The 17128-nt window shown below is 46.1% G+C and carries 19 protein-coding genes; 11 read left to right on the top strand and 8 right to left on the bottom strand.

Annotated elements, in window-relative coordinates; translation table 11 throughout:
- Window positions 1-154: 154 nt before the first annotated feature.
- The 3 genes from AC5JLB_RS31005 to AC5JLB_RS30995 form a co-directional block, all read right to left on the bottom strand.
- Window positions 155-3547, bottom strand: a complete 3393-nt coding sequence (locus tag AC5JLB_RS31005; protein WP_495877674.1) for a helicase-related protein — start codon at window positions 3545-3547, stop codon at window positions 155-157.
- Window positions 3548-3557: 10 nt separating this feature from the next.
- Window positions 3558-3818 carry a helix-turn-helix domain-containing protein gene (locus AC5JLB_RS31000; protein ID WP_495877673.1) on the bottom strand — a complete coding sequence of 87 codons (261 nt, stop codon included), beginning with the start codon at window positions 3816-3818 and terminating at the stop codon, window positions 3558-3560.
- A 233-nt stretch (window positions 3819-4051) separates the two neighbouring features.
- Window positions 4052-4813 carry a hypothetical protein gene (locus AC5JLB_RS30995; RefSeq protein WP_495877672.1) on the bottom strand — a complete coding sequence of 254 codons (762 nt, stop codon included), beginning with the start codon at window positions 4811-4813 and terminating at the stop codon, window positions 4052-4054.
- A 508-nt stretch (window positions 4814-5321) separates the two neighbouring features.
- Between AC5JLB_RS30995 and AC5JLB_RS30990 the strand changes: the two genes are divergently transcribed.
- The 4 genes from AC5JLB_RS30990 (at window position 5322) to AC5JLB_RS30975 (ending at window position 7673) form a co-directional block, all read left to right on the top strand.
- Window positions 5322-5921, top strand: coding sequence for a site-specific integrase (locus AC5JLB_RS30990; RefSeq protein ID WP_495877671.1), 600 nt, complete (start codon window positions 5322-5324; stop codon window positions 5919-5921).
- A gap of 259 nt (window positions 5922-6180) precedes the next feature.
- Window positions 6181-6318 (top strand): hypothetical protein, encoded by a 138-nt coding sequence (locus tag AC5JLB_RS30985; RefSeq protein WP_495877670.1) that lies wholly within the window; start codon window positions 6181-6183, stop codon window positions 6316-6318.
- Between the two features lie 258 nt (window positions 6319-6576).
- Complete coding sequence (locus AC5JLB_RS30980; protein WP_495877669.1) at window positions 6577-6867, top strand: hypothetical protein; 291 nt, start codon at window positions 6577-6579, stop codon at window positions 6865-6867.
- Window positions 6868-7013: 146 nt separating this feature from the next.
- Window positions 7014-7673 carry a hypothetical protein gene (locus tag AC5JLB_RS30975; protein ID WP_495877668.1) on the top strand — a complete coding sequence of 220 codons (660 nt, stop codon included), beginning with the start codon at window positions 7014-7016 and terminating at the stop codon, window positions 7671-7673.
- 72 nt (window positions 7674-7745) lie between these two features.
- On the opposite strand, the gene AC5JLB_RS30970 is transcribed toward AC5JLB_RS30975, so the two are convergent.
- A complete protein-coding gene (locus tag AC5JLB_RS30970) occupies window positions 7746-7979 on the bottom strand; it encodes a hypothetical protein (RefSeq protein WP_495877667.1) in 234 nt (77 codons plus the stop codon).
- A 39-nt stretch (window positions 7980-8018) separates the two neighbouring features.
- On the opposite strand from AC5JLB_RS30970, the gene AC5JLB_RS30965 reads away from it, so the two are divergent.
- Complete coding sequence (locus tag AC5JLB_RS30965; RefSeq protein ID WP_495877666.1) at window positions 8019-8441, top strand: GNAT family N-acetyltransferase; 423 nt, start codon at window positions 8019-8021, stop codon at window positions 8439-8441.
- A gap of 39 nt (window positions 8442-8480) precedes the next feature.
- On the opposite strand, the gene AC5JLB_RS30960 is transcribed toward AC5JLB_RS30965, so the two are convergent.
- A complete protein-coding gene (locus AC5JLB_RS30960) occupies window positions 8481-9269 on the bottom strand; it encodes a hypothetical protein (protein ID WP_495877665.1) in 789 nt (262 codons plus the stop codon).
- Window positions 9266-9859: a ParA family protein gene (locus AC5JLB_RS30955; protein ID WP_495877664.1), complete on the bottom strand. Its 594-nt coding sequence runs from the start codon at window positions 9857-9859 to the stop codon at window positions 9266-9268. The genes AC5JLB_RS30960 and AC5JLB_RS30955 overlap by 4 nt, the downstream gene beginning before the upstream one ends.
- A 258-nt stretch (window positions 9860-10117) precedes the next feature.
- Here AC5JLB_RS30955 and AC5JLB_RS30950 point away from each other — a divergent pair, with 258 nt between their 5' ends.
- On the top strand, window positions 10118-11062 hold the full coding sequence (locus AC5JLB_RS30950) for an RpnC/YadD family protein (protein WP_495877663.1): 945 nt from the start codon (window positions 10118-10120) through the stop codon (window positions 11060-11062).
- A 434-nt stretch (window positions 11063-11496) separates the two neighbouring features.
- Here the strand turns inward: AC5JLB_RS30950 and AC5JLB_RS30945 are convergent, their stop codons facing one another.
- Entirely contained in the window at window positions 11497-12462 is a 966-nt protein-coding gene (locus tag AC5JLB_RS30945) for an integron integrase (protein WP_495877662.1), read from the bottom strand.
- A gap of 311 nt (window positions 12463-12773) precedes the next feature.
- Here AC5JLB_RS30945 and AC5JLB_RS30940 point away from each other — a divergent pair, with 311 nt between their 5' ends.
- From AC5JLB_RS30940 to AC5JLB_RS30930, 3 genes are all read left to right on the top strand, one after another.
- Window positions 12774-13772, top strand: a complete 999-nt coding sequence (locus AC5JLB_RS30940) for an alpha/beta hydrolase (protein ID WP_495877661.1) — start codon at window positions 12774-12776, stop codon at window positions 13770-13772.
- A gap of 206 nt (window positions 13773-13978) precedes the next feature.
- The gene (locus AC5JLB_RS30935; protein WP_495877660.1) at window positions 13979-14527 is read left to right on the top strand and encodes a GNAT family N-acetyltransferase; all 549 of its coding nucleotides are present in this window, start codon (window positions 13979-13981) and stop codon (window positions 14525-14527) included.
- A gap of 180 nt (window positions 14528-14707) precedes the next feature.
- Window positions 14708-15568 (top strand): alpha/beta fold hydrolase, encoded by an 861-nt coding sequence (locus AC5JLB_RS30930; protein WP_495877659.1) that lies wholly within the window; start codon window positions 14708-14710, stop codon window positions 15566-15568.
- Between the two features lie 220 nt (window positions 15569-15788).
- On the opposite strand, the gene AC5JLB_RS30925 is transcribed toward AC5JLB_RS30930, so the two are convergent.
- Window positions 15789-16394, bottom strand: coding sequence for a TetR/AcrR family transcriptional regulator (locus AC5JLB_RS30925; protein ID WP_495877658.1), 606 nt, complete (start codon window positions 16392-16394; stop codon window positions 15789-15791).
- Between the two features lie 227 nt (window positions 16395-16621).
- Between AC5JLB_RS30925 and AC5JLB_RS30920 the strand changes: the two genes are divergently transcribed.
- Window positions 16622-16852: a hypothetical protein gene (locus AC5JLB_RS30920; RefSeq protein WP_495877657.1), complete on the top strand. Its 231-nt coding sequence runs from the start codon at window positions 16622-16624 to the stop codon at window positions 16850-16852.
- 78 nt (window positions 16853-16930) lie between these two features.
- On the top strand, window positions 16931-17119 hold the full coding sequence (locus AC5JLB_RS30915; RefSeq protein WP_495877656.1) for a hypothetical protein: 189 nt from the start codon (window positions 16931-16933) through the stop codon (window positions 17117-17119).
- Window positions 17120-17128: the final 9 nt, after the last annotated feature.

Below are 17128 nucleotides of genomic sequence, written 5' to 3'. Positions count from 1 at the left end.
GCAACGGGCTTAAGCGTATAGGACTTGTTCTCGATCAAGAGCGGAAGGGGTTGAGAGGGGCAGTTATCCCACCCCAACTCTTCAACAAATAAAGGCTGAAATTGAAATTGCTTTAGGTATTGCCGCGATCGCTCTAAATCAATCTGCATAATTTCTAGCCCTGCCCTTCAAAAAGTCCCATTGAACAGATAATCTGCGGCTCTCGCGGCTCGTCGTCCTCATTGACCAGACACAATCGGTCATCCATACGAAGTGCAACCACCAAATCCGCTAGCTGCTGGTCGCTCACACCGCTTTTGAGTTGACGATTCAGCGTGTCGATTGCAGACTGCCGCAACGGATAGCGATAAACTTCGTCGATCGCCTTGAGCAAGTCAGCCGATTCAAACAGTGTTCCCTTCACTTCTTCTGCATGACGCTTCAGCCGCTCATAAGTGCGAAATCGCGCCCCTGACGGTCTACCAAGCTGACCGCCAACCCGCTTTTCATCTTCCACAATCAAATTGGCTCCTTTCTCTACCAGTTCATGATGCTGGGCATCACGGGGTAAAGCTGGTGTCTCTGGGTCGCAAGCCGCCATGCGAAGAATTGCCAGTTGAGACTGGGTAACGCTATTTCCCTCTCGATCGACCCATGCTAGGGCATCGTTGCCTTCTGTGGTTCGCATATACAGCAACACCCCTTCTGGTTTCGTTGCCGTGGAAAGATGAGTACGAGTTGAGTAAACCACGTTGGGCAATTGCTCGATCGCTCTTTTCAAAGCTGGATTAGTGTCGGTGGCATTTTTCCAGATTTGAAAGGCTTCTGAGGTCAAATCAACTTCGCTATCCTCCTCGCCGTCAAAAATTCCAGCTTTCTCGTGATAGAGGTCGAGAATCATCTGGTCAGCCGCATCTTCAAAGAAGGCTTCGTCTGTGCCTACCACCTCAGCGTTTTCCTGAAGCCTGCGCCGGAGTCTGCCCCGCAAATTGATTAATCGCTCAACCCCTTCGGCAGGAAGAAAGGAATAGCAGAAAATTTCGTCTGACTTCTGTCCAATTCGGTCTACTCGTCCAGCACGTTGAATTAGTCGGATAATCGCCCAAGGCAAATCATAATTGACAATAATTGCGGCATCCTGAAGGTTTTGACCCTCACTCAACACATCGGTTGCAATCAAAACTCGAAGTTCATTGCTGGGGGGAATCGTGTCGCGCTTGCCGTTGCTCTCTGGGCTGAAGCGGTAGGCAGTCATGGTTGGGTCAGCAGAATTCCCTGTCACATATTCAACTTGAGCCAGCCTCCGGGCTTTCAACTCAGTTCCTAAAAATCTAGCGGTGTCAGCAAACTGACTAAAAATCAGCACTTTGCGCGTTGGATATTCTTTTTCCAGTAGTTGAACCAGTGCCATAAATTTTTGGTCCTGCTCTGCGTCCCAAACCGGGCAAAAGCTCAGCACACCAATTAAGGAGCGGGCATCTCCAAGCAGATGAGTTGCCAACCGTTTTGTGAATAAATTGGGGCGAACCCACTTAAAACGGCGTTGATACTGCGAGGCATAAAGGCTGTAAACCTCAGCCGCTCGACGACGATACTCGGTTTCCGCCTGGGCAGACAGTTCTTCTGTGGAAGCGTCAGCCGTTGCTTCATCATCAGCCTCAGCATCAAATAAGGTGGCAGCGATCGAGTCAGAGTCCTCATCGCTATAGCGAGTGTCCAATAAGTCAGCTTCTTGTGTGCCGATCGGGATGTCTAACTCGTTCTCAATGGCATGGAGATAAATAAAGTTTCTCAGAACGTGGCGTTCAATCGATTGAATGAATGCTTGCCCACTGCTTTCGAGTCGTTTGAACAGGTTGGTGCGGCAGAATCCCATCAGTCGCCGTCCTGCGCGAGACAACCCACTCAGGACTAGCTGTTCTGCGGCGCTGGGAGGTTGAGCGTGGCGAGATACTTCGTAATTACCCAGCCCGTAGCGCGGCAGATTGAGATCGTTGATGACCTGCACAACCTGATCTGAGTAGAGGCGGGCATAAGGGTCAGTTGATGGGCTACCGATCGCAAATCGGGCAGTTTTGGGCAAACGGGTTGGGAAATAGGAGCGCGAACCATCCTGAAATTCTAGGTATTTGCGCTCATCACCGTCATCAACCTTGGCGTAATTATCTTTGATGAAGCTGCGAGTGCGACGAATCATATAGAGCTTCATCAAATCCCGCCAGTCATCGGTAAACTCACTCTGCTCAAAAGCTCGCAAGGATTTAACAGGAATTTGGGAGTGTCGCCGTCGAAACTCCATCTCGTTGCCTAAGCTGCTGATTAGTTGCTCCGGTCGAATGCCCAAATCTTTGTCTTCAGGAATGAACAATCGCAGTTGGGCAGAGAGATCCAAATAGGTTTTGTTGTAGGGGGTGGCGGTAAGAAGGATACATTTACTTTCGTTGAAGGCAATGTACTCTTGAATTGCTCGATAACGCCGCCCTTCGCGGTTTCTCAGGTTGTGGCTCTCGTCGATCAGCACGACTCGATAGCGTCGCAGGTTGGGTAGCTTCGTTTGAACTTGGCTGATTGGCAACACTTCGGCAATGAGCCGATATTCACGTACATAGTCCTGCCACATCTGTACCAAGTTTTTAGGGCAAATGATCAGCGTTTCAAGAAATGAGTCTTCCTGCAAAATTCGCGCTAGGGCAGTACCAACTAGCGTTTTTCCCAAGCCAACCACGTCACCAACCAGCACCCCACCTCGCTTGTTGACATGATGAGCCGCAATTTGGACAGCCGCCTTTTGAAAGTCGAATAGACGATCGCCAAAGTCACGAGGGATTCGGTACTCAGATAAGCCAGTACGAGCTTCTTGAGAAAGATGGTAAGCCATCTTTAAATAGACGTGGTAGGGCGGAACCAGTTCTTCTCGTGCCCAACTTTCGTCGATCAGTTTTACCAGCTCGTCTGAAATGTCAACGCAGAAGCGATCACGCCAACGATCGTCAAACCACTTTTGCAGCTTATTCGTTCCATCTGGTTCAAGCACATCGACGTTTAATTCGCCCTGTTTGCCCAAACCTGCCAGAGTTAGATTGCTACTGCCTAAGAACCCAACGATCGGAGAGTTAATCGCATCAGGATGGTGAACCAAATAGAGTTTGGCGTGTAGGGTGTGGCGTAGAAATAACTTGACGATCAGTTTTTTAGATTTTAGTTGGGCACTCAGTCGCCGTAATCCTGCTTCGTCCTGATTGGTTGGCGCGCCAACCATAAGTTGTTCTCGAAACTCTTCGGCGATACGCTTTTTGAGCCGAACCGCTTCACCCTGATCAATGCCTTGATTACCAGAGCCGAGAGAACGGGCAGCATGAAATTCGTCCTTGGGGAGAGTCTGCATTCCCACCAACAAACGGCAGCAGCTTCCTTCACCGCCCGAAAACTGCTCGATCAACTCATCCAGCAGCCGCCATCCTCTGAGGTTGAAATAGCCAACGCAGAAGTCAGCCCGTTTCGCCGCTCTTAAGTTGTCTTTAAGGGCTGGCAAAAGCTTTAGTTCGATGTTGTCGAAAATTCTTGGCATATTACCAGCCCTAATTTTTCTCGCTTTTGAAGAAAGATAAGCTCAGCAACTCTTGGTTACAGTCATCTAGTTCTTGCATAATTCGTTCTAGCTGTCGAAGTGCCAAAGATGAAGGTTGCATTCTCCCATTCTCTCTTCGACTAATCGCTTCGTAAGACACCCCTATTTGCACCCCGAACTGCTCTTGTGTCATTGCAGTTAGTTGACGTAACTCTCGAACGAATCGACTAACCTCCGGCTGTTTTAGGAGATGAGGCTTTTGCAAGGGCATTGCATGCAGAATATGACGTACATCATATCCATAGATTCCCTAAAGGCAAAAAAGTTGCTTTAGCAAGGTTTTAAGGGAAATGTCGCAATGAGTGTCTCACTTGTTAAAGATGCTGCAAACATGAGTCAGGAATACAACAAACCATTAGAAGTGGCTTTTTATTTCACAGCCTTGCTGATTGAACTTCGCTGAAATATCAACACAACCTAGAACATTACCGAATATTGAAATTGCTAGGATTCTAAAAAGATTGAAATTGAACCGGGAGATGAAGTGTAGACAGTTTGTAACTTAAAGCTGCGCTTAGGGTAAGCCTCTCCTAATACATTTTGCAAAGCATATGCTACTTCCCTCTCAGTCTCGGCAAAGTATCGGATTTGATTAGAAGATGCTTTGTCAAGCTGAGGAAGAACCTGAATAGTAGATTTAACGCCTGATTTCTCTAAAGCATCCTTTACTTCAAAAGCCACTTTTTTTTGGTCGGGTTTACTTTCATTATAAAAAATTTGGATTTTATATTCGTTTACAATATTGACTAGGGAATCAAGTCCTGTATTTACTCTTGGATTTAAAAGTGAAGTATTAGCTTCTAAGGTGGTTTGTATTCCAGAATTAACAGAGCTTGCCCCTCGGAGAGCTTCTTGATTTTTGTTTATCTGTTCCTCAATTCCTTGATCTTTAATTTTGTCTTCGTTTAGCTTAGATATGGCGTTATTTGATTCTTCTAGTCTCTTCCTTAGAATATCAATTTGATTTGTAGCCTCAATTAATCTATCATCAGTTTTTTCAAGCTGTTTCTTCCACTTAAAGCCAGCTATTTCTCCTTCCACAAAACCAGCTTTATTTAGAATTTTATTAATAACCCCAGGATTTAGTAAAAGCAGGAGAAATATTAAAAATATTGAAGAATCTCGAAGGATATTTAGAAAGCTTTGACAAATTTCAACTGTGTCTTTAAGCCTAGGCTTGTCTCCTTTCTTAGAAGTAGATTCCATTTGTCATGTCCTTAGTTTGTATCAATTTTCAGCCTAACTATCGATTAGGACGACTCTTTCTCTCTAATACCCCGATTTGATGCACTAGGAAGAAAATCGTCAGCTAATCTGCCAGAACGGATATTTAGACTGCTCTATGTCAGCATAGTGTCTTAATTCCGGGCATTAGACCGACTGTTTCTGCCTAACTCTGGAGTTTGGAACACTTAGATCGACAGATGTTCCGCATAATACCCTTCCGACAGCCGGTTAGACAGAAAACTTCAGTATTTCTTTGAGAAGCAAGCTTGTACTACTCGATTCTCAGATCCCGTTCAATTCGTCTTTAACTGACTTGTCCATTTCATTAACTTCTGCGAAAAACTTAGTGAATCGGAAATCGGCTGTGTTCTTTGTCCTACATAGTGTTCAGCGCTGTTTTCTGTCCTCGCTGATTTTTCGGAGTAACTTTTTTCATTAAGTTATTGGCTATAAGCTGTGATAACTTAGTGAAAAATTTGAGGCTGGCATGGCGTTCCAAAAAGGCGAAAATCCGCATCACCCGCTTCCCGGATCGGTCCTCACGGTTGAACCGATCCGGGATAAAAAAGCGATCGACCGGATTAAGAAACTGTTGCGCGATCAGCCCCGTGATCTTTGCCTGTTTGTGCTAAGCATTAACACTGCCTTCCGGGCGAATGAATTGCTCTCATTGACAGTGGGTCAGGTGCGCACCCTGCAACCCGGCGATGTGCTGCGGGTGAAGCAGAGCAAAACGGGAAAGTTCCGCTCTGTCACAGTGAATGGAGCGGTGGTCAAGGCGATTGCTCAGCATCTCGATACCTGTCCCCTTCCCGATGAGGCGTTCCTATTCCAGGGCAAGCGCGGTTGCTTGACGGTTCCCACTGTAAGCACAATGGTCAAAACGTGGTGTCAGCATGTGGGATTGAAAGGCAAGTATGGTAGCCACAGCTTGCGCAAGACTTGGGGCTACTGGCAGCGACTGGAGCGTGGAACAGCAGTCCCGTTGCTGATGGAAGCGTTTGGGCATGCAACACAGCAGCAGACATTAGCGTATCTGGGGATTCAAGCCGAGGAGATTGCCCAGATTTATGAACTGGAATTGTAATCGGATGGCAGATGCTCACGGGTAATGCTTACCGCCTCATCAAAAAAGGCTTGTTTTCTGATGGAGCGCAAAAAGAATCTATTCCCTTTACCCTGCCTGGGTTTCTTACCCCTTTTTCGCTAGAGGAAGCACAGTTGTCCCCACGAGATGTGCAACCAGTGGAAACAGAGTTCTTCACCTTGATTTGTAGCAGCTTTTCCAATCAGTGCGATACGAATAATGCTTCACTTAGAGCAGTTTCCTCGGTCGTGGCTCCATCATGACGATTCCCAGCGCTGTAATGTTGCGAGTCGGGATCTTAGACGGACAGCACTATGTTTTCTGTTGGAAGAAATACGGAAGATTGCGGGCTACGATCCCTGTCGAGGGGTATTATGCGGAAATCCTGTCGGGCTAAGCGACTAAATTTGGGATCTTAGGCAGAGACTTTCAGTCCAAATAATAGTTCCACGAGAACTGGATAGAAATGTTACCGGTTGGGAACACTACATCCACGCCAGTTCCGTAGAACATTTCGTTGGAACCGACGTGCTGCAAACAGTGGCAAAGTTAACTGCACTACCAACTAAAGTTGGTGCTGCTTGATTTACTCGGTGCGGTTCAACTCAATAGTTAGGTGTCAAATAAAACATCATTCGAGCAGTAGAGAAATACAGTGAAAATAGAAATCACGTGCCGAGATGACAAAAATTTAAAAATAAAGATTGAAGTATACGCCCTTGTCTTTACACCTGAGTCTCGTCAATTTTCGATGCCCTACTGCGAAGGTGATGACTGGTATCGCTCCATGGATTGTCCTGTTACAGCAATTCCCGAGATGCTTCAGGTTCAATGGGATCGTCTTTGGGTTGTTTATAAGCATGGTGATGATGCCCGTGCTTTCAGTGAATGGCTGGTTGAAGCAGAGCAGAAAGCGCAACATGGTTATAAAACAATGAGAGGGTAGTTCAGGGATTCGCTCTAGTATGTTCCACTTCAACCCTAACTGCTCACTGCACCGGACGTACGGACGATCTTCTCCGGTTTTTAGCCAAGCTGGTTCGTACGCTGGTAAGCTCGACGACGTTAGCAATCAAAAAAAGTATTAACCAAATGACCATAACTCAGGATTTTAGTGATTTTCCTAAGGCACTACACAAATTTGCGATTGATCAGGTGACTTGGTTGAACATTCTTGAGTTTGACGAATCAGCATACGCAATTCAGGAAGCATCAGATGCAGAACAAAAAAGACAATTACTTCTTGAAAATGATCCTTATGGATACTGGGTATGGTGGTTGCGTTTTTCAACAGGATTTGAAGCACTAATAAAATCTGTTTTTCTAAGCAATGAAATTTCGCTTATCAGCAAAAATGACCACCTAAAAAAGGGGGTCACAGGCTCTGAGGAATTACCAACACCTGAAGCAGCGAAGGTATATGGATTCATTGAAGCAACGAGAGTATTGGTATCAATTAATGTATGGCTCCAACAGGAATTAACTCGGCTCAATATTAATCATCCTTACGAAATCAATACTGGAACGCTTGGCAAATATAAGAATAATCTTGAAAGACTAGAGGCAAAGTCGAAGATTAGTAGCGCAGAGCGCATTTTTCTCAAGGATGCTATCACAGTGTTATCAGATATTCGTCGTAATGTGGATGCTCATGTGTCTTTAAAGTCGCAAATAGGAGGTAGCATTAATGGCGATTTGTCTCAGTTATATATTCCATCCATCAACATTCTGCTACTTGCATATCAAAGATAATTGCTAACAATCTGCTCTGAGGTGTACTGTATGGTCATGTTCTTAGGACTATCCATCCTGCACCAACCCTTATTAAAAACCGACCGTTTTTTGATAGAGCGTTTTCCCTTCTCCCATCGCGACCTGAAAGCTAGGAAGATCAAAGCCTTCAAGAGAAAGCTGAAACTGCCAAAAATATATCCCTTTTTTGATAGGGACTATATTAGGCAAATCGACACATTCTACGTCACGATTTCTGAGATCGCGAAAGTAACCTGATTGAGTAGAATTGGTGCCGTCTGGGATCAATTTTTTGGAGCCCTGCATTAGAAAACTGCTTTAATTGATTGAGACATGAGGCTACGAATGAAGGGAATTGTGATTCGGAAGGCGGACCCTGGCGAATATGACGCTGTGGAAAGGTTCTATGGCAAAGTCAAATACCCAGGCAGTTTGAATTCGACAGCAACCGTGTTTGTTGCACTCGAGGATCAGCAAGTGATTGGCACAGCTCAACTTTGTCCGGAAGCTGGATATGTGGCACTACGGGGTATGCAAGTTGAGCCAACCTTTCAGGGTCAAGGTATTGGTTCCAAACTTCTAGAGCACGTCGTGATCGAGCTTGCGAATCAGCCATGCTACTGTATTCCTTGGAGCCATTTGCAGGCGTTTTATCACCGCATTGGATTTGAAGAAATTACAGCACAAGAGGGTCCAGTGGATGTACGGGAGCGTTACACTCGCTATCGCAGCCAAGGATTAAACGTAATTTTAATGCGGCGAGTCTGACCGGATTGTTAAAATAGCGGAGAATTATGACTTGGAGCTTTAAGATTCAATCTCGCTGATTACCTCTTCAACCAGTCTCATCAGCTTAGGGAGTTGCTTGCTTAGCGATCGACGCTTAGGAGTCAGCGTCTCAGAATCACTCATCGACTCCCACTCCTGCAACTTCTTGAGCGCCTGATGCAAAATCTTCTTTTCAGAAACCATGACATCTTGTCGTGGTTTTTTATTTTGCTCCTCATTCAGATACCGTTGAACCGTTCTCAGACTCTTTCCCACAATCACTTCTAAGGCAGGACGTAATGCTTTAGCTCCTTTCGCGGGTCTACCAGGCTGGTCGACATAGCCCGACGATCTCAGCCGATTTGCCAGCGCTCTCACCTCTTTTGGTGTATAGTCTCGGCGATGCTCGTTCTCCGCAATTTCGACTTGCAATGCCCGGTCTGGCTCTTGTTCTGCGTCAAAGGGTAAAACTTGCACCGGAATCAGATTAGACAGAAAAAGCTTTTTGTAAGCAGTTGCGTTCTGGTCTCTCAGCAACTTAATGGCTGCCAAACGATGTGCTCCAGCCAAAAGGCGGTTTTGCTCATCCAGAACTAAAGGTTCTAGCAGACTTAGCACGGATATCGACTCCGCCAATGCTTCAACGTGAGACTGGTTCAATTCACGAGTATTCGTTTCTCGCTCGAGAATATCCTCAAGTGCTCTCACTGATTGCACTGAGTTCATGTCGCTCTTTACGGGGTTTGTGAGTTTCAGCAGACTGCTCTCTTTACTTTCCGGCTCTGCATTTCCCTTCGCTGCCCGAATGATGGCATCAAAATTGCTCATGACAATATCTCTTTTCCAACCTTTTGATAATCTTCCCAGCCCTGCTTTGCGCGAGGATCGTCAACTTCATTAATCGGAACGCCCAATAGCGCAGAACGCTGAAATGCGATGAGTCGTCGAATACCTGTCTTAAAAACTGGAAGCCCTGCCTGAGTCAGGCTTACTCGTGCTTTCTCTCCTTCCTTTGAAGGCGCTGGAGGAATGATGGTGAGTAAGATTTTATAGCGATCACTATCCAACTCCACCAACGCATCGACAGTGAGCATTAAGGCATCAAGCGCAAAAGCATCAGGACTCGACGGAATAATTAACAGATCACATCCATCTACCAATGCTTTGAGGTCTTCGTGGCTTGGTCTAGCAGGCGTGTCAATCACAATATGCTCGTAACTCCTTGCATATTTAGCAGCCTGACGTTCATCCACCACTTTAAAGGAAGGATTGCCACGGGTTGCCCAATTTGTAACAGATCGATTTACATCTCCGTCAATGAGCAGTGTTGGAGCTTTCTGCTGTAAATAAGCAGCAAGATGAATGGCGGATGTACTCTTCCCAACGCCACCCTTGAACGATGCAACTGTAAGAATCATGAATGGCTTACATATTCCTATGATTTTCAAAGCTTCTGAATTTTAGCTGAAATATTTTTGAATACTGTCTTCGCGTAAGAAGTTGATGCAATCTCTGATTCTCACTTCTAAATCTACAATTTCCTACCTCACTTTGAAACCATGACATCTTGTCATGGTTTTTAACTAGCCATTAAAGCCATTAAAGCAATTGAAGTGATGCTGAATCGCTCTTCTACCAGCGATATAGTAATCCGTGTCCCGAAATGAGTGACTGCTGTGCCTACTGCTCCTTCCGCTAATTACGATGCTCCTTGGAAAGAAGCGCTAGAACGCTATTTCGAGCCATTCCTCGCCTTCTTTTTTCCTCAGATTCATGCTGAGATTGATTGGCAATTGAGCTACGAATCGTTAGACTCAGAGTTTCAGCAAGTGGTGCGGGATGCAGAGATCGGCAAGCGATTTGTCGATAAGCTGGTTAAAGTGTGGAGACGAGATGGACAAGAAACTTGGGTTCTGATTCATGTAGAAGTTCAGAGTCAGTATGATTCTGAATTTGCTAAGCGAATGTACACCTACAGCTACCGAGTCTTTGACCGCTACAATCGAGAGGTCGTGAGCTTAGCAGTATTAGGGGATGATCAACCCAATTGGCGACCGCAAACCTATCACTCCACATTGTGGGGCTGTCGAGTTGGAATTGAGTTCCCGATCGTCAAACTCTTGGATTACGAATTGCAGTGGGAGTTTTTAGAGCAGAGTCTGAACCCTTATGCAATGCTAGTTCGAGCGCATTTGTATACTCAGAAAACGAGCGGTGATTCTGAAGAGCGGTTAGCGTGGAAGTTGCGACTGGTTCAAGGAATGCAGGCGTTAGGATATAGTGAAGACACCATTCTAGAGCTGTTTCGGCTAGTCGATTTAATGATGACGCTACCACCAGAGCTAGACCAAATTTTCGACACTGAAGTTCGCCGTTTTGGAGCTGAAAATGCTATGCCTTACCTGACGACGATTGAGCGATTTGCGATTGAGCGCGGCAAATTACAGAATGCCCGTGATTCGGTGACAGAAGTTTTGGATGTGCGCTTTGGGGAAGTATCACCAGAATTGATCGACCAAATTAATCAAGTGGAGGACTTAGATCGATTAAAGCAATTGCTCAGGCAAGCGACTGTACTAACTTCGCTCTCAGAATTTCAAACTCTGCTGCTGAATGAGTGATACTTGCGGACTCTCTAAGCTGAAGCACTGTCACACATTCAATGTAAATACCGTTTTGGACTAAAACTGGCTTAAATTACCATTGGGTAATCGTCTACAACTGCATTTGTCGTCGAGCAATTGTCATAGCGGTAACGGTAGAGCAAGCTTTTAGCGCAGAATTTCTGCGATCGGAGCAGCGGTACGTTGACGTGGTTAACCGGGGCAAGAGATGGCAATTAGCAATTCTATTCTCTGGCTGTAGTGCAACTTAGCTTTGCAATTTCGACGATGCGCTTCTATGGTTTTCTTAAAAACCGTCTCATACTCTTGGTTTAGAGAGATTCAACATTCTGTGAGTTCTGACTATTAGAAGGTGCAGCATGAGTCTCAAAATCTCATATTTCTTTGCAAAAATCACCGTTTTAGAGAGGCTGGAAAGGCGCGATCGCGCTTTATGGATCAAGCGGACTTCGCACTCCCCTACCACCACGATTGAGAACGTGAGTGTAAATCATCGTGGTCTTCACATCCTTGTGCCCCAACAATTCTTGAACGGTGCGAATGTCATACCCCGCTTCTAACAAATGTGTCGCAAAGCTATGACGAAAGGTATGGCAGCCCACTCGCTTCTGAATCCTTGCGGCAAAAACCGCTTGCTTCAAGGCTTTCTGCACTCCGCTTTCATGCAGATGGTAGCGATTGATTTGTTCGCTTCGAGGGTCACGACAGCGACGGTCTGACGGAAACACGAACTGCCACACCCACGATCGCTCCGCACTCGGATACTTTCGAGCTAGTGCATACGGCAAATGCACGGCTCCATGGCCTTGAGCTAAATCTTGCTGGTGCAATCGGCGTACCCGTCGCAGATGCTCCTGTAGAGGTTCGTTTAGACTGGTAGGCAGCATCGTGACTCGACTCTCAACCCCTTTTGGCGTGCGAACGATGATCTGCTGTTGAGCAAAATCGAGGTCTTTGATGCGGATGTTTAATCCTTCGTTTAACCGTACTCCACTACCATAGAGAACTTGCACCACCAGTTGATAGACCCCGCTGAGATTGCCAATCACGTCTCTAACTTCATCTTTGGTCAAGACTGTCGGCAAGTAACGGGATTGCTTGGCTCGAACGGCATCAATGGACGCATCAAGTTCCTGCCGCAACACTTCGCGATAGAGGAACAAAATGGCGCTGAGCGCTTGGTTTTGCGTGGAAGCGGCGACTTGTTCTTGAACGGCAAGATGCGTCAAGAATGCTTTAATTTCTGGACTTCCCATCTCTTTAGGATGGGTCTTGTTATGGAACAGAATGTAGCGTCGAATCCACTGGATGTAGGTCTGTTCAGTCCGATAGGAATAGTGCTTCACTCGCAACAAGTCAGAGACTTGTTCAATCAGTTTTCTGGGTCGTGGTTCCATCAGGGCGAATCCCAACTCTATGATTCTGTTATTCGGGATCTGAGGCGGACAGCTACAGGTTCTCTGTTGGAAGAAATACGGAAGATTTCCGCCTAAGATCCCTGTCGAGGGGTATTCTGCGGAAATTGTGTCGGGCTAAGTCGCTCGATTCGGACTTAGGCAGAAAGATTCGGGTTAAGTCCCTCAAATCGGGATCTTAGGCAGAAACTTTCAGTCCAAATAATAGTTATGCAGCTTTATCCCTTGAAGCGTGGTTGAAAAGCCATTTGTGGAACAATTGTAAACGGATGTAAGTTGAGGGGATCAACTGGATGTTATGGCTTGTTGTACCCCTTGGGGTAGTGATTGGAGTAGTTGGATTTGGAGCAATTTATCAAACACTTGCTACAAGTCGCGATCGCCGAAGGTTTCTGCCTCCTGGAAAAGTAGTTCAAATCAACGGTAAAAGTTGGCACTATCAAATAATGGGTGAAGGTCGCCCAACAGTCATCGTAGATAGTGGAACCGGAGGTACTCATCTAGATTGGCAATTAGTGCAGCCTGAAGTTGCCAAATTTACAAGAATCTTAACTTACGATCGAGCAGGCTATGGTTGGAGTGATTCAAGTTCAAAACCTCGCACGGCTGAGCAAGTCGTTGGTGAATTGCGGCAACTGTTGAGAGAGGCTGAAATTGAACCGCCTTATGTCTTAGTAGGAATGTCTTTAAGTGGTTTATTCACTCGCTTGTTTGCCTATCATCACCCAGAAGAAGTCGCTGGGATGGTTTTAGTGGATGTAGCTCATGAGCGAATGTATGAGGATGCACCAGTCGAATGGGTTGAATTGAACAAACGACTTGAAGGACTGTTAACCCATGTGGTGCCAATCATGGGACGTACTGGTCTGCTTCGTTTGCTCGTCACGTTTGATTCTTTGCCGATGGCGGCTGGTTTATTCCAAAAATTTCCGCCTTCAGTGCGGTCGCTTGCTAAAGTACTCTATTCTCAAACCCAATTTGGGAAAACCTTTGCTCAAGAATCGGCTGCGGTATCAGTTAGCATGAACCAGATCGAACAGACACGCCAGACAAAGTCGTTTCCTGATATTCCTCTCATTGTTTTGTCGGCTGGAAAGCCAGACTTCGACATAACCCAAGAAGTACTTGAGAAGCTGCAAGCATTACATGCAGATTTAGCCAATGAGTCGCTCCAAGGCGTTCACATTGTTGCTCACGAAAGTGGACATGCAATCCAACTCGATGAACCAGAATTAGTCATTGATGCAATTCATCAAGTTGTTGAAAAAGTGCATTGCAGTAGCGCCGCATAACAACCCTGGTGCAGCGGATTGCATAAAGCTACTGGTCGTGTTGCAAAGGTATCGGCAACCGCTGACCAGGAACGTTATGCCGCTGAATCTTGGGTAGGGACAGCAATCTGAAGATTACTTGTGAGTGTTTGGAAGCCGGACAATACTCGTTTTGTAGTATTATGTAGTATGCCTAGCGAGTTCACAGACTTTTGTTGCGATCGCCTATGAGCCAGCAAACCTATCTAAAAGTGCCTTTTGTTTGGGAAGAGCCGGAGCGGTTGATTGAAGTTTCGTCTCGGTTGACCTTTGAACCAGTCAAAGCAATGGACGATCAATTGACTTCAATTGTTACGCGGATAATGGCTGAATCAGTCGATGCGAGTGATCGCCAGAGAGCATCAAACCCTGATCCTCGTAAAACGACTGAGATATTTTTGAATTCAGCAAGAGAAGACTTCGCGTATCAAGATGACTGGTGGCAGTTTGGGATAAACGAAAAAGGGGAAATTGTAGGGTTTGTACTTCCGGTCATTTTTCCAGGATGTGCCAAAGAGGGTTTAGAGGAAGGAACAATCTACTATATGGGTGTTTTGCCAGAGTATCGAGGACTTGGTTTGGCAAACGACCTTTTATCCAAGGGGACACAGACCTTGCAACAGATCGGAGTCTGGCGAGTCTTTTGTGACACGGCGGTGGATAATGTGCGGATGATTTCTGCGTTCAAGCGGGTTGGCTATCGCCAGTATAGTGAACCTTATGAACGCCCAGTTTAGTTGATGAGTTTGCGCAGCATAACAACCGCAATGCACCGGAACGATTCAGTATGGTCTGTTAGATGCCGAGGTCGTCTGTGTCCGGTGATTACGAACGTTAGCCTGCAAAGTTATCTGTCAAGGTTATTCGTAAAGAGATAATGAGATGCCAGACTCAGTTTACGATTAAAGAACAATGCTATGGGGAGTACGAATTTTCTTACCTTACCCGACGAGCGACGGTTAGCCTATGCAGAGTACGGCGACCTCAACGGGCATCCCGTTTTCTATTTTCATGGTGGCGGAACCTCTCGTTTAGAGCCATTGTTGTTAGGCGATGAAGTATTTATCCGATTAGGCTTACGACTGATTGCGCCAGATCGTCCGGGAATAGGACAGTCAGACTTCCAACCGAATCGCGGATTTTCTGATTGGACGAAGGATGTCACATTTCTTGCCGATGCCTTGGGGTTAGACAAATTTTCAGTGTTGGGTGTTTCGTCGGGAGGCGGCTATACTGCTGCCTGTGCTGCAAAGATTCCCAATCGATTACATTCAGCCGTGATCGTTTCAGGAGCATGGGAATTTACAACTGCGGATTTGCTGAAATACAACCGTTGGAGTTTGATTTTAATCAAGTATTTTCCCTGGCTGTATCAAGCCTCAATGAAATTGACACAGCGATCGCTTAATGGTCCTCCAGACAAACTATTAGAAACTTTAAAGAAAAGACTTCCGGCAGCAGATTACGCGGTATTAAAATCGCCAGATCAGATAAAGAAAAGCTGTGAGGCTTTGAACGAGGGACTGCGTTCAGGAACACGAGGAACCGCTTGGGATCTTCAGCTTTACCTCAGAAAGTGGGACTTTAGTTTAGATGAAATTCGGATGCCGCTGACATTGTTCTATGGTAAAGAGGATAGGAATGTTCCGCTTGATCTGGTAAAGCGAATTGCTGCAACTCTCCCAACGACTAAGCTGGTGATGTATCCAAATGAAGGACATATCTCAGTGGTGGTGAATCAGATTGAAGCGATCGCCAAAGTGCTCGTGGGTGAATGAAAGACCCCGTCCAGGTTTGTGTTGACTCAGCAAGCGGCTAACAACGCCCGTGAACCCGTCCGTTTAAAGGTTATTAGTTGAGTTCGAGAGTCCATTCGCGGCGGGTTACGGGCAACGTTGTGCCGCTCATATTTCAGGTTGTGGCGGTAGTTTAAAAGCTACTTGTCGATGTTGAGGATTAGATTAGGTTAGATGGTAGGGCGATCGCATTCTCTAAGCCCTAAACTGCAAGCCCCTTCATGACGACATCAACTAATTCATCAACAAAATCTTGGGTAAGTGGTGCGTGCCTCAGCAGCAAGCGGTAAAAGAGCGGGCTATAGAGTGCATCGATCGCAACTTCTACATCCACATCAGATCGTAGCTCTCCGCGCTCAACGCCTTTGTTAAATACCTCACTGGCAACTTTACGACGTGGCATCAGCCAGTTGTCTCGAAATGCCTCCATCAATTCAGGATCTGTCTGTCCGCCACCAATCAACATGGCAATAATCTGTCCAGGCGGACTGAGCAGTACTTTTACCAATTGCTGCATTTGTAACCGAATGTCTTCTTTGACAGAGCCGCGATCTAGGAATGTCAATTCTGGATTGACCGCTGCTAGAAATGCGTCCATGACTAAATGGGCTTTGCTTGACCAGCGGCGATAGATAGTGGGCTTCCCAACTTCAGCACGCGCCGCGATCGCCTCAATTGTCAGATCGTTGAACCCTGTTTGATTCATCAGTTCATAGGCAGCCTCTAAGATGCGCTGGTGAGCCTCATCCGATCGAGGACGACCCGGACTTCGAGAAACGGAAACTTTTTTATTTACCCTCCTTGACATGATCTGCCTCCTTAAGATACTTTAGTTACGTGACGTAACGATATTAAAACAGAGTTTGCTCCAACAATCAAGTCCGTAGACAAAAGTGCTGGTCTTGAAAAGCCAAGTGAAGTAGTTGTAGCCAATTAATTAACGTTACGTCACGTAATTGCTACTTTTTTGAACGGAGTGCCATTATGACTGCATTTCACCTGAGTAGAAGGTATCCCAGGCAAGGAAGTTCTTCTATGCACCCAACCCAACGAGCTACACCGCAGCGTTACAAAATGTTTTTGCTGACTTGGCTTGCCATTTATCCCCTAATTACAGCAATTCTCTGGCTGTTCGGCTCGTTTCTCTCCCTGTTTCCGCTGCCTCTGCGGACTTTGATTTTGACTGGAGCGCTGGTCTACTTGATGACCTACATCGTTATGCCGAAGCTGACGAAGTTGTTTCATCGCTGGCTCAATTCAAACTAAAGAGACTGCTTCGATGATAGATCGCCGAATTCGCCCTCGCTCTGACCGGAAATACCTGACGTTGAAAGGAAAACCATCATGCAAGCATCGCCAATCGCACCCACAGTTATTTCAGAGCCGAAATCTGGTTTGACCCAGATTGACTGCCCTCAAAAACTGCATCGCAGCACAACATGTCCAAGCACCCACTCAGTGCTTCAGGATGACACACCAGATGATGACATCTGGCAAGAGCTTGAACTGATTCACAGTTGGGTTGGTGTCTAAATCGAAATC

Source organism: Myxacorys chilensis, from assembly GCF_059505265.1.
This window is presented reverse-complemented; position numbering and strand designations above follow the sequence as displayed.